The organism is Mesorhizobium koreense, from assembly GCF_031656215.1.
In the GTDB taxonomy this organism is placed as follows: Bacteria; Pseudomonadota; Alphaproteobacteria; order Rhizobiales; family Rhizobiaceae; genus Mesorhizobium_L; species Mesorhizobium_L koreense.
Genome location: NZ_CP134228.1, coordinates 1,276,123 through 1,300,151, shown reverse-complemented (window position 1 = coordinate 1,300,151; position 24,029 = coordinate 1,276,123). Strand labels below are relative to the sequence as shown.

Annotated in this window: 19 protein-coding genes; 13 read left to right on the top strand and 6 right to left on the bottom strand. The window is 63.3% G+C overall.

Going from position 1 to position 24,029, the window contains the following annotated elements:
- Nucleotides 1-55 precede the first annotated feature (55 nt).
- From RBH77_RS06300 to RBH77_RS06290, 3 genes are all read right to left on the bottom strand, one after another.
- Nucleotides 56-385 carry an STAS domain-containing protein gene (locus tag RBH77_RS06300; RefSeq protein WP_311031274.1) on the bottom strand — a complete coding sequence of 110 codons (330 nt, stop codon included), beginning with the start codon at nucleotides 383-385 and terminating at the stop codon, nucleotides 56-58.
- A gap of 324 nt (nucleotides 386-709) precedes the next feature.
- Nucleotides 710-2,335 carry an adenylate/guanylate cyclase domain-containing protein gene (locus RBH77_RS06295; RefSeq protein WP_311031272.1) on the bottom strand — a complete coding sequence of 542 codons (1,626 nt, stop codon included), beginning with the start codon at nucleotides 2,333-2,335 and terminating at the stop codon, nucleotides 710-712.
- Nucleotides 2,336-2,445: 110 nt separating this feature from the next.
- Nucleotides 2,446-2,820 (bottom strand): DUF3307 domain-containing protein, encoded by a 375-nt coding sequence (locus RBH77_RS06290; protein ID WP_311031271.1) that lies wholly within the window; start codon nucleotides 2,818-2,820, stop codon nucleotides 2,446-2,448.
- 758 nt (nucleotides 2,821-3,578) lie between these two features.
- Here RBH77_RS06290 and RBH77_RS06285 point away from each other — a divergent pair.
- The 13 genes from RBH77_RS06285 to RBH77_RS06225 all read left to right on the top strand — a co-directional run bounded on the left by RBH77_RS06285 (nucleotide 3,579) and on the right by RBH77_RS06225 (nucleotide 20,417).
- Nucleotides 3,579-4,145 (top strand): ATP-binding protein, encoded by a 567-nt coding sequence (locus RBH77_RS06285; protein ID WP_311031270.1) that lies wholly within the window; start codon nucleotides 3,579-3,581, stop codon nucleotides 4,143-4,145.
- Complete coding sequence (locus tag RBH77_RS06280; protein ID WP_311031269.1) at nucleotides 4,120-4,500, top strand: PAAR domain-containing protein; 381 nt, start codon at nucleotides 4,120-4,122, stop codon at nucleotides 4,498-4,500. Before RBH77_RS06285 ends, RBH77_RS06280 begins: the two co-directional genes overlap by 26 nt.
- Nucleotides 4,501-4,671: 171 nt before the next feature.
- Nucleotides 4,672-5,694 carry a methyltransferase domain-containing protein gene (locus RBH77_RS06275; protein WP_311031268.1) on the top strand — a complete coding sequence of 341 codons (1,023 nt, stop codon included), beginning with the start codon at nucleotides 4,672-4,674 and terminating at the stop codon, nucleotides 5,692-5,694.
- 54 nt (nucleotides 5,695-5,748) lie between these two features.
- Nucleotides 5,749-6,429: a type VI secretion system-associated FHA domain protein gene (locus RBH77_RS06270; protein ID WP_311031267.1), complete on the top strand. Its 681-nt coding sequence runs from the start codon at nucleotides 5,749-5,751 to the stop codon at nucleotides 6,427-6,429.
- A 37-nt stretch (nucleotides 6,430-6,466) separates the two neighbouring features.
- Complete coding sequence (gene tssJ / locus RBH77_RS06265; RefSeq protein ID WP_311031266.1) at nucleotides 6,467-6,973, top strand: type VI secretion system lipoprotein TssJ; 507 nt, start codon at nucleotides 6,467-6,469, stop codon at nucleotides 6,971-6,973.
- Nucleotides 6,974-7,029: 56 nt separating this feature from the next.
- The gene (gene tssK / locus RBH77_RS06260; RefSeq protein ID WP_311031265.1) at nucleotides 7,030-8,367 is read left to right on the top strand and encodes a type VI secretion system baseplate subunit TssK; all 1,338 of its coding nucleotides are present in this window, start codon (nucleotides 7,030-7,032) and stop codon (nucleotides 8,365-8,367) included.
- Nucleotides 8,368-8,381: 14 nt separating this feature from the next.
- A complete protein-coding gene (gene icmH / locus RBH77_RS06255) occupies nucleotides 8,382-9,854 on the top strand; it encodes a type IVB secretion system protein IcmH/DotU (RefSeq protein ID WP_311031264.1) in 1,473 nt (490 codons plus the stop codon).
- Nucleotide 9,855: 1 nt separating this feature from the next.
- Nucleotides 9,856-11,664: a type VI secretion protein IcmF/TssM N-terminal domain-containing protein gene (locus RBH77_RS06250; RefSeq protein WP_311031263.1), complete on the top strand. Its 1,809-nt coding sequence runs from the start codon at nucleotides 9,856-9,858 to the stop codon at nucleotides 11,662-11,664.
- On the top strand, nucleotides 11,661-15,212 hold the full coding sequence (gene tssM, locus RBH77_RS06245) for a type VI secretion system membrane subunit TssM (RefSeq protein WP_311031262.1): 3,552 nt from the start codon (nucleotides 11,661-11,663) through the stop codon (nucleotides 15,210-15,212). Before RBH77_RS06250 ends, tssM begins: the two co-directional genes overlap by 4 nt.
- Before the next feature lie 2 nt (nucleotides 15,213-15,214).
- Nucleotides 15,215-17,041: a type VI secretion system baseplate subunit TssF gene (gene tssF, locus RBH77_RS06240; protein ID WP_311031261.1), complete on the top strand. Its 1,827-nt coding sequence runs from the start codon at nucleotides 15,215-15,217 to the stop codon at nucleotides 17,039-17,041.
- Nucleotides 17,038-18,096, top strand: coding sequence for a type VI secretion system baseplate subunit TssG (gene tssG / locus RBH77_RS06235; protein ID WP_311031260.1), 1,059 nt, complete (start codon nucleotides 17,038-17,040; stop codon nucleotides 18,094-18,096). Before tssF ends, tssG begins: the two co-directional genes overlap by 4 nt.
- A 24-nt stretch (nucleotides 18,097-18,120) precedes the next feature.
- Nucleotides 18,121-19,665, top strand: coding sequence for a methyltransferase regulatory domain-containing protein (locus RBH77_RS06230; protein ID WP_311031259.1), 1,545 nt, complete (start codon nucleotides 18,121-18,123; stop codon nucleotides 19,663-19,665).
- Nucleotides 19,641-20,417: a serine/threonine-protein kinase gene (locus tag RBH77_RS06225; RefSeq protein WP_311031258.1), complete on the top strand. Its 777-nt coding sequence runs from the start codon at nucleotides 19,641-19,643 to the stop codon at nucleotides 20,415-20,417. The genes RBH77_RS06230 and RBH77_RS06225 overlap by 25 nt, the downstream gene beginning before the upstream one ends.
- A gap of 25 nt (nucleotides 20,418-20,442) precedes the next feature.
- Here RBH77_RS06225 and tssE read toward each other — a convergent pair whose 3' ends face one another.
- From tssE to tssC (RBH77_RS06210), 3 genes are read right to left on the bottom strand one after another with little or no spacing between them, the layout of a single operon-like run.
- Entirely contained in the window at nucleotides 20,443-20,940 is a 498-nt protein-coding gene (tssE, locus tag RBH77_RS06220; protein ID WP_311031257.1) for a type VI secretion system baseplate subunit TssE, read from the bottom strand.
- Between the two features lie 12 nt (nucleotides 20,941-20,952).
- Nucleotides 20,953-22,515 (bottom strand): type VI secretion system contractile sheath large subunit, encoded by a 1,563-nt coding sequence (gene tssC, locus RBH77_RS06215; RefSeq protein ID WP_311031256.1) that lies wholly within the window; start codon nucleotides 22,513-22,515, stop codon nucleotides 20,953-20,955.
- Nucleotides 22,516-22,528: 13 nt separating this feature from the next.
- On the bottom strand, nucleotides 22,529-24,028 hold the full coding sequence (gene tssC / locus RBH77_RS06210; RefSeq protein ID WP_311031255.1) for a type VI secretion system contractile sheath large subunit: 1,500 nt from the start codon (nucleotides 24,026-24,028) through the stop codon (nucleotides 22,529-22,531).
- Nucleotide 24,029 lies beyond the last annotated feature (1 nt).

Here is a 24,029-nt window from a genome sequence, read left to right as displayed (position 1 = left end):
CTGCAGGCGCAAGCCTCTTCCACACGGCTTCCGTTTCTCCGGGACCTGCGGACGTTTACCCCGCTGTAGCCGCGTCAACGCTGGGAAAGACGGGAAAGAGGCGCAGGAATCCACTCATCTCGAATACCAGACGAATACGGCTGTTGAGGCCGCTCAGCGCCATGCTCCCGCCTGCAATCTTTATTTTCTTGGCCGAAGACAGGAAGACCGAAAGTCCGGTACTGCTGATGTAGTCAAGTCCGGCCATGTCAACAACGATATTGATGTCTCCACGGTCGATGGCAGCATTCATATGCCTGCCAAAACCCGGCGAGGTGTTACTGTCGATCCGTCCGATTGGAGCGACGACCAGAATCCCACCACGGCGGCTTTCAGTGATGTCCATTACAGGTCAGCCCTAATACGTCTCGTTTTCACATTGAACGATCTCGGCTTGAGGCGCAAACCAAAGTCGGCGGCAATGGGCACATTCGTGCCAGCCAACGACCCGGCCTTTATCCCCATAGAGGCAAGACACGCAACATCCGGCAGAGCGACTAGCCTAATGGTAGGCAGGCTCGAGGGCACGATGTCGGCTGTGGTCTACCTTTTCATCCATCATCCATCAACGATGATTAATTCTTGCGTTGGATGGCGTTAAGGTACCAGCCGCTATCGAAGAAGATCCAGTATGCTGATAAGATGATTTTCTTGCCTGCCACAGCGAACCTCAATCCCCTCCTCGGGCGGGTCTCCAGCCGGGCGTTGGTTGACGATCGGCTTCGCTTGCCGGGCTCTTGCTCCTCAATGCCGTGATCGCCCTTTCCAGTATCCGGCGGGCACGCTCGGCAGATTCGCCATCGAGCATGGCCGTATCGAGGAAAAGCGTCAGGCCGTTGTCGATTTCGCTGATCGTGGTCGCACCCGCGTCGGGCGAATCGTGGATACCTTCGACCATATAGGGCACGATCTTTCGCGATATTCCTTTGAGCGTTATCGCCGGCAGCGCGCGTGCCCTTACGCTTTCCTCGACGAGCGCGTAGGTTTCGTAACTCAACACGATCCCGCCCGGCTCCGCGATCGACTGGAGGCGCGCGGCCAGATTGGCCTCCGCGCCGACGATCGTGTAGTCCATGCGGTCGAGGCTGCCGAAATTCCCGACATTGCAATAGCCCGTGTTGATGCCCATGCGCACCTCGAAGGGCTTCTGTATACCGCGATGGCGCCATTCAGCTTGCAGGGCGACAAGACGGCGCTGCATGGCGATCGCCATGTCGAGGCAGATGCGGGCATCCTCGCGGGCGCCCTTGGTTTCGGGGTCGCCGAAGAAGGCGAGGATCGCGTCGCCAATGAACTTGTCCACCGTCGCGCCATAGGATTGCGCGATGGCCGACATTTCGGTGAAGTACTCGTTGAGGAGACTGGTGAGTTCTTCCGGCTGAAGGTGCTCCGACATCTCGGTGAAGTCCTTGATGTCGGAAAAGAAGATGGTGAGCTTCTTGCGCTCCGTCGAGATGGTCACGTCCTTCTCGCCGCTGAAGATGCTTTTGTATATCTGCGGCGACAGATATTTCGATATCTTCATGGAAACGGATGCGAGGAAGCCGTTGGCCTCCTCAAGTTCGTGATTCATCTTGCGAAAATGCTTGGCCTGCCGCCATTGCACGCGGGAAAAAGCAACCGCGAACAGGCCGCCGAAGGCGAGATACCCCAGAAGATATTTGAACGAATAAAGATTGCTGGCGATCGTCTGGTGAACGGTGATTTCCTGAATGGCGCGCACGTCACCCACCTTCCAGTCTCGCTTCGGGCTGTCGGGATGCGAGTTGTGGCAGGTGACGCAAGGCTGGCTCATGATCACCGGAACCGCCATGCGGATCTGCCGCTGGAACATAGAGCCCGAGATCGAGGTCCGGATCATGTCCGGGTCGCGCTTGGCGCGGAAATCGGCGAGTGCGTTCTTCTCGAAAGCATCGAGTATATGAGGGGCGCGGCCGGCGAACGGGTAGTCGGACACGAAACGATAGCCGATGTTGGAGCCATGCTCGCCCACGATGCTTCCCAGTTCCAGCGACAGGGTGGCGGGTATCGGAATCGCTCCGGGGACATCCATGTAATTGTGGACGGCGACGCTATCCCCTTTGAAGCCCTGTACCCGGGCGACGATGTTGTCGGCATAATAGCCGCGGATGGCGTTGAACACGCCGTTAAGCGTGCGTGCTTCGGTCGACAGCCCCGCGTCCGAGAGATTTTTCAGGTCGAGCCAGACCGCCACCGGCAACAAAGCGAGAGCCACCGCCATAATCGCCGCCAGCCATTGCGGCCTTTCGATGGCATAGCGCCAGAACGGTTTCATCGCGCCCCCTCGCAGCACGGTACCGGCACACGGTATCCCGAATGAATTACCGAGACGTCAATCGGCCCTTTGATCGCGGATGAATGCCATGGGCCGGCGCCGCCCCACGGTCATCGCGATCCGTAAAGGATAGCGGCAATCGCCAGATAAGTCAGTTGATGAAGCAGTTGGTCAAGACCGATCATCTGCCAGAAGAAGGCATTCTGTCCTGTCGCGAAACGGCGGGTGATCTGATCCTTACCCCAGTCGATATGGTAATGTACGAGAAATTCGCCGACGACTATAGCGACCAAAACTGCGGCAGGAACCGCCAGGACGAGAAGAACAAGCGCCGTGGCGGCGGCATGAAAGCCGGAGTGCAGAATGCCGCCTGGATGTCCATAGGTTCCCTTGTTCTTCACCTGGTAGGACGTCTGTAGCACGAAGTCGAAAACGAAATGCTTCACCTGCAACAAGAGCAGCAAAAGCACGGCACTATGGCTCACGGTCGCCCCCTTCTGATCCCCGGTTGACGATAGAGCGGCGACGGTTCACCCGCAATCGTGTTTCCTGGCTTTGCATCAGCCTCCAGCGGGGTTCATGTGTGCCGCCGGTCGGCGGTGACACACCGCGCAGGATTCGACAGGCCAGCGATCGGGCTGATACCGGGTTGACGCGTAAACCACGGTAAGTCGTAATTGACATGGAATGCCATCCCGAGGCGATTGCGGCCCTCGGCACGGAAGAGGCAAAAAACCGGATGTCCGACGCACAGAAGGAGGATGCACTCGCCCGTGCGATCAGCGCAGGGCTTCCACCGCAGTCCTTCCCATTTCGGCGGGAGGTCGAATTCGCCGGAACCCGGCACGATTCGAGCGAGCGTATCTGCTTTTACGATACCTGGTGGCCAAAGGACACTACCGTCTGCTTCGCAGTTGCAAGCTTGTCCTCGGGGGGTATCGAAGGCGCGCTTGCTGCGGCCTCGCTGAAACATCTTCTACGTGCCGCCATTGCCGAACTCACGGAACCGGGGGCCGCGTTGGCCGCCTGCCGACATTTTATCGGCGCGGATACAGATGTTACGGTGGCCACGCTCGATCTTCAATCCGGAACGACTCGCGCCGCAGCCTTGGGAGATGCCGCTTTTGGATACGATACTTCCCCAACGACCGGATGCGCCACCGTTGCGCTTCAGCCAGGCGCATATTTATGGATCGCCGCAGGCACGCTGCCTTCGCCCAGGATCGCCGAAGCAGGCGCGGGTATGTCGGCAGCGGAAGCCCTCGATGCGGCGGGTGCTGGTCTTCAGCCGGGCGGGGTTCTCGGACTGATCTTTTTCAAGGGGCGGAGCCGGCGACCGGACGACAGTATGTCGGAGACGATCTCGATCACCAACGAGAATAGGCAGATCGCCTCGGCGATCTTGCAAATGGAAAAATTCCGCGAGCGCTGCGGCATCGACGAAAACACGTTCGCGGGACTCGACCTGGCGGTGGACGAACTCCTGACCAATCTTGTCAGCTACGCGTTCCGGGATGGCGCCTGCCATCGAATCGACATCGATCTCGATTTTTCCGGCAAAAGACTTTGCATCGACATCCGCGATGACGGCGCGCCCTTCAATCCGCTCGACATTCCGCCGCCCAGGCTCGATGGCGAACTTGGCGAGCGCGAGGTCGGTGGCCTCGGGATGCATTTCGTCCGCAACATTGCCGACGAGATCACCTACCGCCGCGAAGCAAATTGGAATATATTACGCCTGACAAAGAATATGGGCGTTCCACAGGGTACGGGGGAGGCTGCGCATGAACGCGGCTCGCTTGGGCGATAAGATTCTTCAGGACGCGCCGCATTGCCATGCGCCGATCCATCCGGCCGCGCCCACGCCGACGCCCACGCCGCATCCTGCGATGCCGCTTACGATCATTAAGGGCGAACCGACGGTGCTGATCGGCAAAATGCCTGCGGCACGGATGATGGACATGTCCCAGCCCTGCATGCTGGCGGGCTGCGTTCCCGGCGGGCCGGGCAATATCCTCAAGGGCTCGGCGACCGTGCTGATCGGCAAGATGCCGGCTGCACGCGTGGGCGACCCGACAATGCATCCCAGTTGCGTGGCGCCCATTCCGAGCCCGACGGGCAAAATCCTGCCGCCGGGATGCCCGACGGTCATCATCGGCGGATAATCGAGAGTCCGCCTGCTCAAGGCGCGGCGGGCTCATGCTCGCCGGCATTCGAATACAAGAGCGGGCTCCGATCTGCCTGCCGTTCAAACCCTCCGGCTGGCGTCAGGGCCAGGACCACGCATGCTCATAAAGATTTTCAATTCGCTTCGACCTGTCTGCCCGAATTGCCGCATGCGAGAGGAAACGATCCGGCTCGAGGTGGCGACGGTCGAGGAGCAGCAGAGCGACGATGTCATTTCAGGCATCATCCGCTGCGGCAATTGCGGGGCGGAATATCCCGTGATCGACGGATTGCCGATCCTCGTTCCCGATGTCCGGCGCTACATCCAGGACAATCTCTTCTACCTACTTGCCCGTACCGACTTGCCGCCCGCCGTTGAGAGCCTGATCGGCGATGCTGCAGGCCCGGGCAGCATGTTCGATTCCGCACGGCAGCATCTTTCCTCCTACGTCTGGGACCATTGGGGCGAATTCGACCCCGACGAGTGCCCACCTGAAAACGTAACCGTCCGCCCCGGCGCGATCGCACGGGCGCTGCGCTCCGTGATGGCGATGGCGGCCGACGACCTGCCTCAAGGCCCTGTCCTCGATATCGGTTGCGGTGCCGGGCGATCCGTCCGGGAACTCGTGGCCGGTGGCGGACGCATGGTGCTCGGCATCGACCTGGGTGCCTCACTGGCAAGGACGGCACGCCGGGCCGTGATTGGCGGGCAGGTCGACTACGGCCGCCGCCGGATAGGCCTGACCTACGATCGGCGGCGCTTCAACGTCCCGCAGACCCCTGCGGGCCGAGCCGATATCTGGATTTGCGATATATCGTGCCTGCCCTTCGCCGACGAGACCTTCGCCCTGACGGTCGGCATGAACGTGCTCGACTGTCTGGGAGATCCACGCGGCGGACTGATCGAGATGGACCGCGTCATCGCGAAGGGAGGCGAACTCCTGCTCACCGTTCCGTTCGACTGGAGCCCGGCGGTCACGCCGGTCGAGGGCTGGATCGGCGGACATTCGCAGCGCGGGCCACATCAAGGGTCGGGCGAGGCGATCCTCGATCATCTTTTGACGGACGGACCGATGGCTGCGGGAACGTTGCGCCGCAAGTCATCCACAACGGAGATTCCTTGGCACGTGCGCCTTCACGAACGATCCTGTATGAACTATCAAACTTATGGAATTGCCGCGCGGCGCGGCTGACGACTGGTTTCGCGTCCAACGGACGCACGTCAAGGGTGGAAGGGGCCCCTCCCGGTGAAATTGACGCTTTCCTTGCGCATGTCGCCGCCTCCCGAAGGCGTGGAGGCGCGGCATATGCTTGAGGAAGGCAGCATGACGATCGGGCGCGCGTCCGATGCCACATGGACGATCCCGGATTCGACCCGGGTCATCTCGAAGCAGCATTGCCGCATCGACGCGGCACCCGGCGGCTTTACGGTAACCGATATCTCGACCAACGGCGCCTTTGTGAACGAGCAGCCGATCGGGAGCCAGTCCACCCGGCGTCTCGCGCATGGCGACCTGATCCGGCTGGGCGACATCGTCATCGCGGTCGGAATCGAAGACGCGGACCAGGTCGCGCCGGACAGCGCGCCGGTGAAGGATGGGCCGTTCGGCGAAAATGAGCGCCGTCCCGCGCCCGGACCGGCAATCGCCGAGCCGCTGCCGGCCACCGGCGCTTCGATCGCCGAGGACTGGTGGAAGGAAGCGCCTCCCGCTTCGACTGACAGAGCCGCAGCCCTCGTTCCCGGCTCGCCGTCGCCTACCGCCGACGCTATCGTCGTCAGCCTGATCGAGTCTTTTCCCGAGCTTGACGTCACAGCGCTTGCGCAAGGGGTCGATGTGGCGGGCGCTGTCGTCAGCGACCGGGAATGGCAGGCTTTCTACGACCGGCTGCGGTCATATCTGCGAGAACGATATCCGGAGAGCGTATAGGTATCGAAGACGGCGACGGTATGGGTAGGGTGGTTGTATGGTCCGCATTCTCCGGTTGTTGGTGATCGTTGCGTTGGCGTTTGGCCTCGCGTCGTGCGGCATATTCGGCAAGAAGAAGCCGCCGGCAAAGGAAATCGAAATCAAGCCGGCGCCGCAAAATGCCGGCCTCGACTTCCTTGTCGCCGCGTCGCCACTTGTAAATCCGCAGCCGGACGGACAGCCCTCGCCGACGGTCGTTCGCGTATATCTATTGTCGGGCGACACCGCATTCGCGAACGCCAGCTTCCGCCAATTGTGGGAGAACGATGCAAAAACGCTGGGCCCGACCATGCTGGGCAAGGCGGAACTCATCGTACAGCCGGGCAGTGTCGCGCATGTGAAGGCGCCAATGGCGGAGGGAACGGTGCTGGTGGCGGTGGTCGTCGGCTTTCGCGACTTTCAAGACGCCAAATGGCGTGCGATGATACCGCTCCAGGGCGAAAAGAAGCTGAAATTAAAGGCAGACCTGAAATCGCTTTCGGTCGATCTCGGGCCACAGGATTGACCGTGGCGCGGGGCTAATTCACGACCCAGGTCAAGCAACGGGGGAAGAGGCACTTCATGCCTGTCGACAGTAAGGTGATCTGGTCCGAAGGGATGTTCATTCGGGCCCAGCACTTCCAGCAGGAAGCGCGCTATGTGGAAGGGATGGCGCGGCATCTCTTCCATGGGCTTCGTGGCTATGGGTGGGGGCTGTCCGAACTGAAGCTCAACCGCGACCTTCTCTCGATCGGCAAGTTTTCCGTGGAACGCGCCTCCGGCATCTTTCCGGACGGTACGCCGTTCAATTGGCCGGACGATATAGACGAAGGCGCCATGCAGCCGCTCGAACTCGACGAGAGTGCGCGGGGCCAGATCGTCTACCTGACGCTGCCGACCCGTCGACCGGGCGGGATAGAAGTGGCAGACAACACTTCCGATGCGATAACGCGTTATGTCGGGCATGACCTTGCAGTTTCCGATGCGACCGCTAGTGACGAAGCCACCGCCACGATCACGATCGGCAAGCTTCGCATTCGCTGTGCGCCGCAGGGCAGCGAACGCAACGGCCTGCTTGGCCTCGGCGTCGCGCGCATCGGCGAGGTTCGTTCGGACAATACCGTCATCCTCGACGAGACCTTCATCCCGCCCCTGCTCGACATGCGGGTATCCACGGTGGTCAGCGGCTTCGTCACCGAGATCGTCGGACTGCTGAACCATCGCGGTGAAGCCATCGCTTCACGGCTCGCCGCCGGCAGCGAAGGAACGTCGGGCGAGTTGTCGGATACGCTGATGCTGCAGGGCGTCAACCGCTGGCAGCCGGTCTTCACCCATCTGGCATCGGCTTCGATCGTTCATCCCGAGACCGTTTACATCAACATGGTCTCGCTCGCGGGAGAGCTTGCGACGTTCGCCCGCGCCAATCACAGGCCCGCGAGTTTCCCGGCCTACGACCATGACGATCTGCAGGCGACGTTCGCGCCGGTGATGACATCGCTCCGTCAGGCGCTCAGCGCCGTCCTCGAACGCGGCGCGCTGACCATCCCGCTTGTCCAGCACCGCTACGGCATCCGTGTCGCCGAGGCGCCCGACCGCTCGATTTATTCGAAATATACGCTCATCCTCGTCGCGCGGGCGGACATGCCGGCGGAGACATTGGTGAAGCGCCTGGTCGGACAAGCGAAGGTCGGGCCGGTGGAACAGATTCGGGAATTGGTCAACGCCGCCCTCCCCGGAATTCGGCTCCGCGGGCTGACGGCGGCACCGCGCCAGATCCCCTACCACACGGGCAAGGCCTATTTCGAACTGGACAGGACAAGTCCCGTCTGGAAGCAGATAGCTTCCTCCGGCGGGCTGGCGATCCATGTGGCCGGGGACTTTCCCGGCATCGAACTTGAACTGTGGGCCGTCAAGGATTGATCGAGGAACCCACGATGAGCAGCGATCCGATCTTCGATCCACCGGATGCCGACGATACCATCCGGCAGCCCTTGCCCCGGATCAGGCAAGCCTCGCGCCCGAGCAGCGACAGCCTGTTTCTCGACAATGGCTTCGATGCAGCCGGCGAGAACGAGTTCAAGACGGCTTTCTCCCAGCCGCGCGCGCGGCGATCCGACGATTTCGACGACCTGCTGGGAAGCGACGGCGCATTCGCGGACGATTTCGGCACGGGCGACTATCTGAAATCCGGCAAGGAAGGGGCGATCGAGAAGGCGTTCGATCTCGCCTCGGTCAATCCGTTGGTCAGCGCCGCAGCACCTCTTCTGTGGTTGGCGGGTAGACTGAACGAGAGCGCCCCGCCGGAGGACGTGGAACGCTTCCGCCAGCGTATCCTGGCTGAGATCAAGCAGTTCGAGACCGCCGCGATGGCGCGCGACGTCCCGCCGCGGCTGGTGCGAATGAGCCGCTACGCGATTGCCGCGACGCTCGACGACATCATCCTCAACACCGAATGGGGCGGCCAGGCCGTCTGGGCCGGGCGCAGTCTCGTCAGCTCGCTCTACAACGAAACATGGGGTGGCGAGCGCTTCTACGAATTGCTCAATCAGATGCGCCGGCAGCCGGACGAGAATATCGACGGCCTGGAATTCATGGCGATCTGCCTTGCGGTCGGATTTTCCGGCAAGTACCGGGTCATGGAGGGCGGTCAGGGAAGGCTGAGCCGGCTTCGCCACGAGCTCTACCGGATCATCCGGCGGGTCCGCGGCCCCTACGATCGCGAATTGTCGCCGCCATGGGAACCTGTCGCCGCACCCCATGTCGCGCCGAAATCGGCGCGCGGCGCCTGGATCGTCGCCATCGTGGCGCTGCTCCTGGCCGCCATCCTCTGGGCGCTGTCGAGCTTCGACCTGCGCCAGCGCGTCGACGCGGCGGCGCAGCAGATCGATGCGCTGGCGCCGGCAATCCCGGTCGTGGTGGCAGGACCAGCTATCCCCAACATCCCCGAGCCGGTGAAGCCAAAGACGCAGATGGAGCGGCTGCAGGGCTTCCTTGCGCCGGACATCGCCGCCAAGCATGTCGAACTCGTGAAAGAAGACGACAAGATCGCCATCCGGATGCTCAACGCGTCCTTCCCGTCAGGAGGCGTCGATCTGGCCTCGGCGAGCGATCCGCTCGTCGGCCGCATCGCGGCCGCGCTCAATCACGAGAAGGGGCCGATCGTCGTTTCCGGCAACACCGATAACGTGGCCGTGCCCTACGGCAGCAAGCTCGGCGACAACATGGCGATCTCAAAGGCTCGCGCCGATTCAGCCGCAAGCGTGCTGCGCAAGGGGCTGGACGACCCGTCGCGCGTGACCACCGTCGGCCGGGGATCCAACGATCCGATCGCTTCCAACTCGACCGCGGAAGGGCGCGAGCGGAACCGGCGCGTCGAGTTCCTGATCGACGCGGAGGCGGCAAACTGAGATGCCGGCGCGGGCGAACATCGCAACCCTGCTCGGCCTGCTGGTGGCGCTCGCCGCAAGCTGGCTGATATGGCGCGATGCGCGGCTGGCATCACCCGGCCTGCATTTCGCCGCCAGCGTGGCGCCGCTGGTCCTCTGGGGGTTCCTGCCTGTTTTCCTTGGCTGGTACGGAAGGCGACGGGACGCCCGGGGAGATACCGGGCGCGCGATGGCGGTGCGCGACCAGAAGCGCGCGGCCCTCGCCTTTCTGAAAAACCGTGGGCTTTCCGGGTTCCGGGCACGCTACCGCGTGCCGCTTTTCCTTGTGCTAGGTCCCGGCGGCTCGGGCAAGTCCAGCATCCTCAAGCAATCGGACCTGCAACTGGGTAACGGCGTTCGCATCGGCGACGCGGTCTGGTGGGCCGGCAAGGAAGGTATTTTCGTGGAAGCGCCGCTCGGCACGGGGCATGAAACGATCCTGCAACTGACCACGCTGCTCGCGGCACTGCGCCCGGATCTGCCGCTGAACGGCATTCTCCTCGTCCTCGCGCCGGCCGACCTCGCGCTTGCCGACAGCATCGAATACGAAACGCTGACGCAGGCCACGACGGAATCCATCCGCGAGATCGAAAGGCGGACGCGCCGCCGCTATCCGGTCTATCTCCTGCTCTCGAAGGTCGACCTCGCTCCGGGATTCCGTGAATTCTTCGACCGCCACGAGCCGCAGGAACGGCAACAGGCATGGGGTTTCGGGCTTCCCTTCGAAGGCCTGGCACGCCCGCAAGGCGGGGAAGCCGGCGACAAGGCGCTCACCGACGGTTTCCGCGGCATCCTCACCGCACTCAGGCTGCGCCTGATCGAATGGCTGTCGCGAGAGGGAGACCCGATCCGGAGCGGACGCATCCAGAGCTTCGGCGCGCAGATCGCGACCATATCCGACACTATCCGGCCGATGCTCGAGGCGCTCTTTCCCGACGATCGCCCCGATTGGAAGGGGGCGGCGCTGCGTGGCGTCTTCCTCACCAGTGCCCGCCAGGAGGCGCTGGCCATCGACCCGCTGCTGCCGGAGATGTCGCTGCGCTTCGCCATGCCGCGCTCGGGCACGGTGCCGCCCGACCTTGGACTCGACGAGGAGGAGCACGGCTTCTTCATATCAGGCGCGCTTCGCAAAGGCGCTTTCCAGGAAGCCGGGCTCTCCCTGAAGGAATCCCCCTACCATATTCGTCTTCTATTGCAGTGGCTCGCGGCCGCCTGCGTCGTTGCCGCCTGCATCGGGTTCCTGGTCCTTGCGAGCGCGATCCATGATCGCGAAGCCGCCTGGCCGCGAGAAGCTGCGGCAACCGCCGCGACGTTCACCCCGGTCGCCAGCCCTTCGCAGATCGGCAAGACGCCGGCGGTCCTGGGCGATCTGAAGAAGCTTGCCGCGCTCAACCAGCGCATCCAATCCGCATCGGAGGACAAGCCTCGCGTGCCGGGCTTCTCGGCGCGGCCCAAACTCGGCGAAGCGCTTCTCCGGGCACGCCGGGCTGTCCTTCAGAATGCGCTGGCTCCGCATCTCGACGCTATCCTCGAGAGCCAGCTGGTCGACATGGACACGGATGCCAAAACGCTTCAGGACCTGATCCGGCTTGCAGACCGTTCGGCCCCAAGCGAGGAGGCCGCCATCCGTGCCTGGCTGGAGAAATCGGCCGAAGCCGTGCCGGCCGAACTCCGTGCCTCGTTCGTGGCCGACGGGCTGGAAGCGATAAAAGCCGCCGGCGGAATGACGGCCAGCGCGCCCTACATCGCCGCGGCACGGCGCATCATCGCCTACAAGGAAAGCCTGTCGTGAAAGCGGGCGGCATGATCGGTGCCGCGCTCGAGCGCGCCCTCCGGCCATTCGGGATGGTGACGATCATGGGCGGGGTGCTGGCGCTCCTCGTCTTCTTCCTTGGTCCGCTGCTCGCGGTCGGCGAAATGCGACCGCTGGCGCCGGCATCGGTGCGGCTTGCGGTCCTGCTGGTCATGGCGGTCGCCTGGGGCGTTGCCGGACTTCTGATTCGTGGCCATCGCAAGCCGGAAGCCGGGAGCGAAGGCGACACCAAGCAACGGGAGGTAGATGAAAGGAAAGCAGCGCTCAAGCGCGAGCAGGCGGCAGGCAACGAGCAGTTCGCGCTTTTCGCCGGAAATGCACGGCGCGCTCGCCATGCTCTGGGCGAGCCGCGATGGCTGGACCTGCCCGGCCGGCGAGGCCGTTCGCTGCCGCGCTATCTGGTCGTCGGAACCCAAGGGAGCGGCAAGACGACACTGCTCAGGAACGCCGGCCTTTCGATCACCGGCGACGGTGCGACGCCGGCCGCAAATTCGCCCGCCGATATCATGCTTTCCGAGCATGGCGTGTTCATGGAACTCGCCAGTTCCTGTCTCCGGCAGCCGGATGAAACGCAGAAAGCCGTCTGGCTGCGCACGCTCACCTACATCCGGCGGTGGCGCCCAACCCAGCCGCTGAACGGCGTTCTGGTGACGCTCGACGCCGCCGCCCTTGCGACCGTCACGCCCGACGCCGCCGAGGCACTCGGAACGCTGTTGCGCAAGCGGCTCGACGAGATGACGGACCGCCTGCGGGCGCGCCCGCCGATCTATCTGGTCCTCACCAAGCTCGATCTTCTCGTGGGGTTCGAGGAATTCTTCGATTCGCTCAACATGGACGAACGCGACGCGCGGCTCGGGTTCCAGATCGGATCGCCGAACGATGACGGCGCGCACGGCACGCCTGTCGAACGGTTTTCCACGGGCTTCGACGATATGCTCGATCGGCTCACAGGCCAGCAGCTTCGCCGATTGCAGGAAGAGACCGATGAGAGGCTGCGCCTGAGGGTATTCGAATTCCCGAGCCAGTTGGCGCTGCTGAAATCGCGCCTGACGCCGCTGGTCGGGCAGATCGGCTCGCCGAGCCGCTTCGGCACGCCGCCACTCCTGCGCGGCCTCTTCTTCGCCAGCGCGCTGCAGACCGGGCATTCAAACGACGCGCTGCAGAGCGCCTTGGCGCCCGTCTTCGCCTTCAAGCCGGGCGCCGTCGCACTGCGGGACCGCAAGGCGGCACTGCACTCGCGGCCCTTTTTCCTCCGTGGCCTCCAGCAGACCGTGCTGGCGGAGGCAGCCATGGCCGGCTATTCGCGAAGCGCCGCTGCCGCGCAGCGCGTGCAGGCGCTTTCCGTCAATTTTCTCATAGCGCTGGCCATCTTCGGATGTGCGATCCTGTGGTGGATAAGCTTCAGCGACGGACGCGCCTATACCGCACGCCTTTCCGACGAGATCGGGACGGCGCGCAGCGCGCTTGCAGCGATCGGAGACGTCAAGGCCGGCACGCCGGAGTTCGGGCGCATCGCGACGGCGCTCGATAGCCTGGCGGCGCTGGAGCGCGAAAAGCCAGGGCGGGTCACGCTCGGCCTCTATTCGGAGAAGCCGGCATCGGCCTCGTCCGAAAAGACCTACGATCTCGGCCTCAGGAATTTGTTCCTCCCCTATGTTCTTTCCTATGCCCGCTCGGCCCTCGATCTGCCGACGCTCGATGTCGTCAGCCGGTTCCAGTTGCTGAAATTCTATCTCATGCTTGGCGGCGTCCGCCCGGTCGATCCTGCCGTTGCCGCCGGCGTCGCGCCGGGCTTCGCCGCCACCATGATGCCCGGCAATGAAGCCGAGGGAACCCGCATGCAGGCCCATCTTGCCGCGTTGGCCTCGGTTGATCTGACCAAGCAACCGATCGACAGCGCCCTGGTCGATCGCGCGAGAGGGCGCATCGGAGAAGCAGGGCTTGCCGAACTTGCCTACCAAATGCTCCAGAGCCGGCCGGACGTGCAGGCGCTCGCGCCATGGAGACCCGTCGACCATATGGGAACCGAGGGGCCGCAGGCGCTCGCCCGCGTCAGCGGGGCGAGCCTGTGGGACGGCATACCGGGCCTTTATACGCTCGACGGGTATCGCTCCTGGATGATGCCGCACTCGCAAGAAGCCTCCGTAGCGGTCGCGGACGATTTGTGGGTGATGGGCGAGAACAGGAAGAAACCCGACCTCGGGCAGCAGGCGGGGCGGATCCGGGAAGGCATGCTCGAACTCTACGCCGTCGCCTACAACCGGGAATGGGACAGCCTTCTCGCCGATCTTACCATCACCCCTACGGCCGATGCTGGCCAGGCCGCCAAGCTGGTCTCCATCCTGACCGGCGCTCCCTCGCCCGCCGACGAATTATTGAAGGCGATCGCGCAGCAGACGGATCTGACAGGCGGCTTGACCGGCGCAGCGAGCATGGCCGAGAGTGAACTGGCCAGCCGTGTACCGCTCTATCCGAGCACCCCGCGCAGGGTGGCCAATGCCGAAAGGCGCGTGACGGAGCATTTCTCCCAATTGGCCAAGGCGGTCGGGATCGGCGTCAAAACGGCCAAGGACAAGCCCTCTCCCACCCAGGTCGATGTCGTCCTCGACGCCCTCAAACCGCTCTACGGCAATCTCAATCTGATCGCGACCGGCGGCGATATCCTCCAACTCGGCAACAAGCCGCAGGACACGCTCAATCAACTCGACGAGATGGTGCGGAAGCTGCCAGACCAGCTTCGACCTCTTTTCCAACGCATCGTCTTTCGCATGGCCGCGGTCACCGGCGCGGGCGCGCGCGCGCGCCTGACCGACATATGGAGCTCGACGGTGCTGCCCGCATGCCGCGCCGTGGTCTCGGGCCACTACCCGTTCGATCCGAAGAGCGAACTCGACGCATCGCCCGAGGACTTCACTACCGTCTTCGGCCCGAAGGGCGCGATCGCCTCGTTCCGTGACGGCTATCTCAAGCCCTTCATCGACGTTTCGGCGAGCCCGTGGAAATGGCGCGGCGGCAACATGATCGGGCTCGGCCTCGACGACGCCGTACTTTCGGCGTTCGAGCGCGCCTCCGCCATCTCCGCCCTGTATTTCGACGCCAGCGGCAAGGCCGGCGTCAATTTCACGGTGACGCCGATCGGTCTTGACGGAACGGCCAACGCGGCGCAATTCGAGCATAACGGCCAGACCGACATTTATGACCATGGCCCCGCCACGCCTTCGTCGATAGCATGGCCGGCGCCGCCAAAGGACAGCGAGGTCGCCCTGTCGGTCACGCCGGAGATCGCCGGCCAGAAGAACATCGTCCTCTGGCAGGGGCCGTGGGCGCTGTTCCATCTGCTCGACGCCGGGCGTGACGTGGATCCCGACAAGAAAGAAGCCGGGGAAGCCACCCTTCGCTTCACGATAGGCAGCCGGCGGGTAAAGCTGAAATTCTCCGCCCCTTCGGCCCGAGCGATCATCGGCGGTGATCTCCTGCACGGATTCAAATGCCCGCAACTGGTTGAGGAAAAGGTGGCGAGGCAGTAGAGATGACCGACGATATCCTTGGCCACTACAACCGCGAATTGCTGAACATCCGTCGTGCGGCGGCCCAGTTCGCTGCCGAGAATCCGCGTATCGCCAGCCGGCTCAGGCTTTCCGAAGACGCGGTCGAAGATCCCCATGTCGGTCGTCTCATCGAGTCCTTCGCCTTCCTGACGGCTCGCATCCGCCAAAGGCTCGACGACGATTTCACGGAACTGGCCAACGCCATGCTGGCGGTCCTCTATCCGCACTACACGCGGCCGTTCCCGTCCATGGCCATCCTTCAGATCGAGCCCGGCCCGGACATCGCCGAAGCGGCGACGGTGCCGCGCGGTACCCTCGTCGATACCGAAGAGATCGGTGGCGAAAGCTGCCGCTTCTCCACCGCTTTCGACGTGACGATGCATCCCGTCCGCGTCGTGAGCGCTGCCTTGTCGGGCCGTCCCATCCGGGCGCCGGAATTCGAAGCTGCGGCGGATGCGGCGGCTTGCCTGCGGCTGACCCTCGAAACCTCGCTGGCGGAAGGCGGCTTCTCCGACATCTCACCGGCATCGCTGCGCTTCTTTCTGCGTGGACAGCCGCAACTCGTTTATCCGCTTTACGAGATGCTCTTGAACGATGTCGTAGCCGTCGCCTTCGCGGCGGGAGCGAACGACGCCGAACCGGTGATCGTCGAAGGCGCCGCTCTGACTCCGGGTGGTTTCGACAGCAATGAAGGGCTCCTGCCCTACCCGGATACTTCGCACGCAGGCTATCGGTTGCTGACGGAATATTTCGCCTTTCCGGAGAAGTTTCTTTTCGTCGACCTGGCTTTCCCTGATCGCGCCCGGCTTGGCAACAAAGGCCGCACGCTCGACGTATTCATCTATCTCCGGCGCTCGCGCGCCAATATCGAGCGCGCGGTGACGGCCTCCGCATTCGCGCTCAACTGCACGCCCGTCGCCAACCTCTTCCGGCAGGCGGCGGAGCCGATCTCCCTCGATCACACCACGGCGCAATATACGGTGGAGCCCGACAGCCGCCGTTCAGACGCGCTGGAAATCTACTCCATCGAGAAGGTAGTCGCATCGGACGGTGACGGCAACGCGCGGGAAGTCTTGCCCGTCTACGGAACGCTCCACACGCGCCACAGCGACACCGCGCGCGGCGCGCCGGCGTGGTGGATCGCCCATCGCCACCACGACACGGATGCGACCGGAAAGCAGCGCATGGCGCTTTCGATCTTCGATCCGGATTTCACGCCTTCCGTGCCGGCCGATACGGTCCTGTCGGTCGATACGTTGTGCTTCAACGGAAATCTTGCCGAAAGGCTGCCGTTCGGAGGCGGGCGGCCGGAATTGCGCCTGGCGGAACCGATGGCCGGCGTGGAAGGATTGCGGCTGATAACCGCCCCCACTCCCGTGGCCCGGCCGGATTACGGAGAGGGAGCGCGATGGCGGCTGATCTCGCACCTCGCTCTCAACCACCTGTCCATTGTCAGTGACGGCGGCCTGGACGTCCTCAAGGAAATGCTGCTTCTCTATGACATCCGCAGTTCCGACGAGACACGCTCGCTCATCGACGGGATCTCTGCCCTGTCCTCCCGGCCGGGAACGGCACGGCTGCGTGTGAAAGGGAATACGGCGTTCTGCCGGGGCATCGACGTCACGGCAACCTTCGACGAGGCGTATTTCTCCGGCAACGGCATCTATATGGCCGCCAGCGTGCTGGAGCGCTTCTTCGGCATGTATGCCAGCGTCAATTCCTTCGCCCGCCTGAGCGTCAGGGTCAAAGGGCAAACCGGAGTTCTGAAAACATGGCCCGCGCGCGGAGGCGACCGCATACTTCTTTGAAGTCGGATGTTTTCGACCGCCCGCAGGCCTACGAACTCTTCCAGGCCATGCGGATTGTCGAATTGATCGCGGCCGAAGAGAACGCGACTTCAGACCTGCCAGTCCCCGAGACGGCCGGACGCGGCGTCGATTGGGAGCGCGCCACGATGCGGATACGCTCGGGCGTGCCGCTCGGCTTCGCGGCAATCGAGGTGGCCTCCGTTCGTCGGCCGAAGGGAAGCAGCCAAATCGAACTGACCCAGACCGTCTTCGGCCTGACCGGACCGTCCGGCGCACTCCCCCATGCCTTCAGCGAACTTGTCCACCTTAGCGTACGCGAACGAAATCCGGGCCTGCGCGATTTCCTCGACCTCTTCAACAATCGTCTGAGCGGGCTGTATTTCGAGGCCTGGGCCAAGCACCAGCTGGCTGCCGAATTCGAGCGCGGCGCCCGTCTGGAACTGCCGCGCCCGATAGACGCCGCGCTGAGAGCCGTCGTCGGCTTCGGCCTGCCGTCCATGCTCGGCCGTACCGCTACCGACGACAACACACTTGTACATTACGGCGGCCTGCTTTCACGCAGCGCCCGATCCGCGCAAGCCGTCGAGCAATTGCTGCGCGGCGCCACCGGCCTTCCCATCCGGGTTGAGCAGTTTCACGCACGCTGGCTGCCGATCGCCGAAGACGACCGTACCCTCCTGCCGGCTCCGGATCGGCCGCAAGGCTCGTTCTGCCGGCTCGGGGACGACATGGTTATCGGCGAACGCATCTATGATATCCAATCGACCGTTCGACTGATCGTCGGGCCTGTCGGGTATTCGGATTTTCGGGCGCTGCTGCCGGATGGGACAAGCTCGCGCGGTTTCGGCGATCTTGCCGCCGTCACGCTCGGACCGGAGATGTCGTTCAGGCTTTCGATCGAGCTCAAGCCGGATGAGCTTCCGCCGCTGCGTCTCGAAAGCCGGGATCATCCCGAAACCGGAAGCAGGTTGGGGTGGAATACCTGGCTTCACATGGATAAGCCGCGCCAGGCGCCGGCACGCGTAGACATAGAGCCACCCGCGCATCTGCGCTGATCGGGCGGCCAGGGGGAAGAACGGATGAACAACTGGGCGGATGGATACGTCTCCGATATAGAGTATCTGGACGGATGGTATGCCGAGCAGATGCCGGCGCATCTGGATATTGCCTGCCTCCTGCGCGCGACAGAGCCGCCGGTCGAGGCCGGCGAGCCGTTCTTTTATTGCGAACTGGGCTGCGGCGCGGGCAAGTCGGCGGCGACGGTGGCGGCGACCTGCCCTCACGCAGAGGTCTGGGGCATAGACTTCAACCCGGCTCATATCGCGCGCGCACGCCGGCTGTCGAATAAGGGGGAACTCGACAACCTTCATCTGGAGGATTGGGCGTTTGCCGATCTTGCAGGCGCGCATGGAGCGGCGCTGCCGCGTTTCCACTACATCGCCCTGCATGGCGTGTGGTCGTGGATCAGCTTGGAAAACCAGCGGCACATCGTCGATTTCATCGACGCGCATCTCGAACCTGGTGGCCTTGTCTATATCACCTACAATGCCCTTCCCGGCTGGAACAATGTGGCGCCGATGCAAAGGGTGATCCGCTCGCTGGCGATGCGAGAGGATGGCCGCAGCGACGACCGTGCCGCGAGGGTCCTGGGAATCGTCCGGCGGATGGCGGATGCAGGGGCCGGGGCGCTGCTTACGGAACAGCTCTCGCGGCTGGAAGAGATGTCCCGGAAGGAAGATGTCGCCTATGTTGCGCATGAATATCTCAACGAACACTGGCAGCCCTGCTATCAGATGGACGTGGCAGAGGCGCTTGCGTCAGCCAGGCTGACCTTCGCCGCGTCCGCCAACATTCTCGACAATTATCCCGACGTCTGCCTGACCAAAGAGCAGCGCGAACTCATTGACGGTTCGCCGCTCGATCTGCAGGAGACCGTGGGCGACTTCTTCAGGGAACGCACCTTCCGGCGCGATATCTTCATCCGCGGCGCCCGCACCATTCCTGCCCGCCGCCTCGAGAGCAGGCTGCGCTCGGTCCGCCTCACCGCAATCATCCCGACAAGCGCTCTGAGCCGCGAGATCAAGGTGCCGGCTGGCGCGGCGACGCTTGGCGAAGCGTTCTATGGGCCGGCGTTGGAACAGATCGCCGGAGGCACCCCCACGCTTGAAGAGATTTTCACGCATGTCGATCCGGCATCGTCGACAGCGACCGCACGCGAGGCGATCGGCATGCTTGTCGGTTCCAAGCAGGCCCTGCCCGTCGTGACGGCCAATCCGTCGGAAGCCGCGCGCAAACGGGCGCGCCGCTACAACAGCGCCCAAATCCGCCTCCGCTCGGACCAGGGCAAGGCGTATGCATCGCTGGCCGGCATGGCGATCGGTTCGGCCGTCACCATCCGGTTGGTCGAGATGCTGGTCTACACCGCGTTGGCGGATGGGATCCCTGCCGAGGTTGGACCCGTCGTGGATGATTGCTGGAACCAATTGCAAAGAGGCGGCGATCATCTGGCGAAAGACGGCAAGATCATCGAGGACAGGGCAGAGACCGTCACATTGCTGGAGCACAATGTACCGGAGGTCCTGTCGGTCGCGTTGCCCATGTGGCGGCGCGTCGGCGCCATCTGACCGGCATGGCGGAAGGGCTCTTCACGGGTGAAGTCCTTCGCCGCGCCGGCCGTTCCTTCGATATCTTCGAGGCGGTCGACGAGGACGGCCGCAAGGTGGCCGTCAAGCGCCCCCGTGACCCGGCCGGGCCCGACAAGCCGCGCTTCGCACGCGAGGCGCACCTTGGCCGGACAGTGAGACACACCGGGCTAGCGTCGGTACTCGATCACGCGCCAGACCGGATCGTTTTCGAGTGGTTGCAGGGATCGCTTCTCGACATGCCGGCAGGGACGGCAACATTGACGGCATTGGGAGACGTCGCTCGAACGTTGGCGCATCTGCATGCATGTGGCGTCGTGCATCGCGATCTCAAACCCGCCCACATCATGTTCCGCGACGGCCATGCCGTCCTCATCGACCTCGGCGTCGCGGGCCTGGTCGGCGGCACGGACCGGTTGGACACAGGAGAAGTCGTGGGATCGCCCGCATGGATGGCCCCCGAGCAGATGCTGGGCGCCGCGCCGGAGCCGAGCGCCGATGTATGGGCGCTCTGCGCCGTCGCGCATCGTATGGTGAACGGCCGGCCGCTCCATACGGGAACGGCTGATGCGGTATTCGCGGCCCGGCGCAGGAACACCGAACCGAAACCGGATTTTTCGTCGCTGGCGGATCGCCGCCTTGCCGAAGTGCTCCATGCCGGCTTCGCCGCCCCCGCCGACAGACCGTCGGCGCGTGAACTTGCCGCAGCCCTTTCAGCCATCGACGGCAGATGACCGATCTACCCGCTGCCGCGCCGTTTTATGAAATCGCCGATCTGGTTCCGGCAAACAGCACGCCGCCGGAAACCGGATCGACAAAAGTGTCGTAGACAACGGCTTCCGCCATCTCGGCGACATCCATGATCGCGTCGATCCTGAAGCGCAGGGTCCGCTCGCGCGTCTGCGCATCGTCTTCCAGTATCTCCACCGAAACATCCCGCAAGCGGGGCTCGAACCGCCGAATGGCATTCTCGATCCGACGCCGGCATTCCTCCTGCTGTGAGGCGCCGGCCAGGTTCTGAACCTGGAGATCGGGCAGCCCGAACGCGATAAGCGACGATTTCAGTTCCCCGAATTCGTCGGGGATGGCCTGGTAGTAAGGCCGCGTGTTGAAAAGGATTTCGAGGTCACGCCGAACGGATTCGCGCAGGACCTGAATGGCGCGGTCGAAATTGCCGTCGATCTCGATATTGTCTCCTTGCAGGAGCCTGTCGAGGATCGGAAGGACGACGGGTCTTTTCGCGGGTTTCCTGTCCACCTCGTTCTCCGGTCAGATATTCCGCGGCGGCTGTATCTCCGTCCGCAACTGTATTCCGGTCACGACCCGGTCGAACTGGAAATGCGGCTGGATATGCATGATGCAGGCCATCGAGCCAGGCTTTCCGGGCAGTTCCGTAACTTCGACGCTTCCGCCACTCAGAGGATAGCGCGTCTTGAGTTCGGTGCTGGCATCCGGATTGCCGATCATATAGCCGCGCAACCAGTCGCCGAGGAGCCTTTCGAGTTGCGCGACAGTGGTGAACGCGCCCACGCGGTCGCGGGCGATGACCTTCACGTAGTGGGCGAAGCGGCTGACGCAGAGCACGTATTGCAGCATGGATGACAGCCTTGCGTTCCGGCTCTCCGCGGTATCGGCAACCGGGGGAACGTTGAGCGACTGCGCTCCGAGGAACGCCACGGACTTCGTGTACCCGCACGGGCTCAACGCTACGAAGCCGAGTTCCTCAAGCACCTTCTGCTTCCTGTCGGTCAGTTCGACCTCGAGCGGGCGGCGGTAGGCGACCGCCTCGCCGGTAGAAAAAAACGGCGCCGGCAGGCCGTCGACGCGCCCTGCTCCGAAAACCCCGTCACGCGCACCGCGGATATCGGCGAACCATCCCGACTCACGAAAAGCGCGGATAACGACGGCGCCGAAGCCGTAGACGGCATTTCCCCAAAGCCAATCCTCTATGCCGAGCGCCCGCTCCCTGTAGACGAAGCCGCCATGATCTTCTCCATCACCGTCATGCAAGCCACGCAGCAATATCCGTGGCAGCGCGACCCCGAGAAAGCGGCTCTCCTCCTTCTCCTGCAGGCGCCGCCAACGTTGATACTCTTCCAGGCGGAAGCCGGCATCGATGTGCTGGACATGCGAGAGATCTGCAAAGGTCGAGACGCCGAACAATTCAGGCGCCGCACCGACGACGCATGGCGAAAACGATGCGGCAGCCACTTCCGCCAGTCGGGAAAGCGTCCCGATATCGTCGGCGGAATCGGCCCCGCCATGCCGATGGCGGACAAAATGATCGCAAAGCAGCAACCCGTAAGGCAAACCGCCCGGCATGCCGTATTCTTCACTGTAGACCTTGGCGAAAAGCGCGCTCTGATCGAATTCGCTGGACCGGTCGAAATCACGGCCGAGTTCCTTCCACGTCGTGCTCAGCAGCCGGATGACGACCTTGTCATCCTCCTCGACCTGGTCGAGAAGGAAGGAAACACCGCGCCAGGGCGCCTCGATCTGCTTGAATTCCCGATGATGCAGGATCGCATCAAGCTGCTCCGACAGGAGCGAGTCGAGCGCGGCTATGTCGCGGTCGAGGTGGACGCGCAGCGCCCGTTTATCGAGAGGACCCATGGCGGCAAGCGCATCGGCGCCGTACCAACGGCAAAGAAGGCTTCCTGTGTCCTCCTCATCCAGGAACCCCTGCAAATCGAAATCGCCGTCGTCGTCATCGCAGACGGCGGCGGCGATATTTTCGCGCAGGCGCACAGACGCGGGACCGGGTCCGGTCCGGCTGGCGGATGCCGATCCGACATCCGCCGCAGGTTGTGCTATCGCGCCTTCCTCATTCATTTCGACCCAGGCGTCATCCCATCTGCGGGATGCGCGCCACCAGCCGCATCGAGGCGGTAAGCTCCTCCATCTGCAGCCATGGCCTTAGATAGGCAACGGCATTGTAGGAACCCGGTGCGCCGGGCACCTCGGTGACGGTCACCTTGGCCTCGGCGAGCGGATATTGAGCCTTCATCTCCGCGCTGGCATCCGGATTGCCGTTTACGTAATTGCGAATCCAGTTGTTCAGCCAGGTCTCGCAGTTCGACGCTTCCATGAAGGAACCGATCTTGTCGCGACCCATCACCTTGAGATAATGGGCAAACCGGGCCGTCGCCATGATGTAGGGCAACCTTGCCGAGATCGCGGCATTGGCGGTCGCGTCAGGGCTGTCGTACTTCTTCGGCTTCTGTGTGGTCTGCGAACCGAAGAACACGGCGTAGTCCGATCCCTTGTAGTGGCAGAGCGGCAGGAAGCCGAGCTTGGACAACTCCGCTTCGCGACGATCGGTGATGCCGATTTCGGTCGGGCATTGCTGGTCGATGTCGCCATCGTCGCTGGTGAAGGTGAAGGTCGGCAAATCCTCCACCTTGCCGCCGCCTTCGGCGCCCCGCACAGCAACGCACCATCCATATTTCGAGAACGCCGAGGTCAGCCGTTCGCCGAGCGCGTAAGACGCGTTCATCCAGGTGAACTTGTCGGATGTCATGGCGCTAACGACGCCGTTGGCGCTGACCGGCGCTTCCTCGAACTTGAATTCCTCGATCGAACGACCAGCCGAGCCATACGGCACCCGCGCCAGCACCCTGGGCATGGTGAGCGTGACGAAACGGCTGTCTTCGCTGTCGCGGAAGCTGCGCCACTTGATATATTCGGAGCTCTCGAAAATCTTCTCGAGGTCACGCGGCTTGGACAATTCGGTGAAACTGTCCAGCCCGAACATGTCGGGGCTCGATGCCGCGATGAATGGCGCAAAGGACGCCGCCGCGACGTTCGACATGCCCTGCAGCACTTCCAAATCTTCCGTGCCGGCTCCGAATTCGTAGTCGCCGATCAGGGTGCCGTAAGGCTCGCCACCGGGTGTCCCGAACTCCGTTTCGTACATCTTCTTGAAGATCTGGCTCTGATCGAACTCGACAGCCTTCGTCAGATCCTTGTGAAGCTCCTTTTTGCTGAGGTTCATCATGCGGATCTTGAGCGTCGCTCCGGTCTCGGAATTCTTGACGAGGTGATTGAGCCCGCGCCAGCTTCCTTCCAGCTTCTGGAAATCCGGATGATGCATGATCGCCGAAAGCTGTTTGGACAGCTTTTCGTCGATCGCCTCGATAGCGCGGTTGAAGGTCTGGGTCAGGTTCTTGCTGAACGTGACTGTCCCCGAGAGCGCTTCCGACGTCAGGGTGCGCAGGAGGTCCTGCATTTCATCGCGCTTGGTATTGCGCGTCGCTTCGATCGCCTGGTCAAGCAGGCTGACGCCGGCCACTTCCTCGGCGCCGGCGGCCGCAGCCGCCGTTTCGGTCTTGGCTTCACTGCTCATG

Coding starts and splice junctions, on each gene's coding strand:
- RBH77_RS06300 (WP_311031274.1), bottom strand. CDS start 385: ATGGACATCACTGAAAGCCGCCGTGGTGGGATTCTGGTCGTCGCTCCA.
- RBH77_RS06295 (WP_311031272.1), bottom strand. CDS start 2,335: ATGAAACCGTTCTGGCGCTATGCCATCGAAAGGCCGCAATGGCTGGCG.
- RBH77_RS06285 (WP_311031270.1), top strand. CDS start 3,579: ATGTCGGCAGCGGAAGCCCTCGATGCGGCGGGTGCTGGTCTTCAGCCG.
- RBH77_RS06280 (WP_311031269.1), top strand. CDS start 4,120: ATGAACGCGGCTCGCTTGGGCGATAAGATTCTTCAGGACGCGCCGCAT.
- RBH77_RS06275 (WP_311031268.1), top strand. CDS start 4,672: ATGCGAGAGGAAACGATCCGGCTCGAGGTGGCGACGGTCGAGGAGCAG.
- tssJ (WP_311031266.1), top strand. CDS start 6,467: ATGGTCCGCATTCTCCGGTTGTTGGTGATCGTTGCGTTGGCGTTTGGC.
- tssK (WP_311031265.1), top strand. CDS start 7,030: ATGCCTGTCGACAGTAAGGTGATCTGGTCCGAAGGGATGTTCATTCGG.
- icmH (WP_311031264.1), top strand. CDS start 8,382: ATGAGCAGCGATCCGATCTTCGATCCACCGGATGCCGACGATACCATC.
- RBH77_RS06250 (WP_311031263.1), top strand. CDS start 9,856: ATGCCGGCGCGGGCGAACATCGCAACCCTGCTCGGCCTGCTGGTGGCG.
- tssF (WP_311031261.1), top strand. CDS start 15,215: ATGACCGACGATATCCTTGGCCACTACAACCGCGAATTGCTGAACATC.
- RBH77_RS06230 (WP_311031259.1), top strand. CDS start 18,121: ATGAACAACTGGGCGGATGGATACGTCTCCGATATAGAGTATCTGGAC.
- tssC (WP_311031256.1), bottom strand. CDS start 22,515: ATGAATGAGGAAGGCGCGATAGCACAACCTGCGGCGGATGTCGGATCG.
- tssC (WP_311031255.1), bottom strand. CDS start 24,028: ATGAGCAGTGAAGCCAAGACCGAAACGGCGGCTGCGGCCGCCGGCGCC.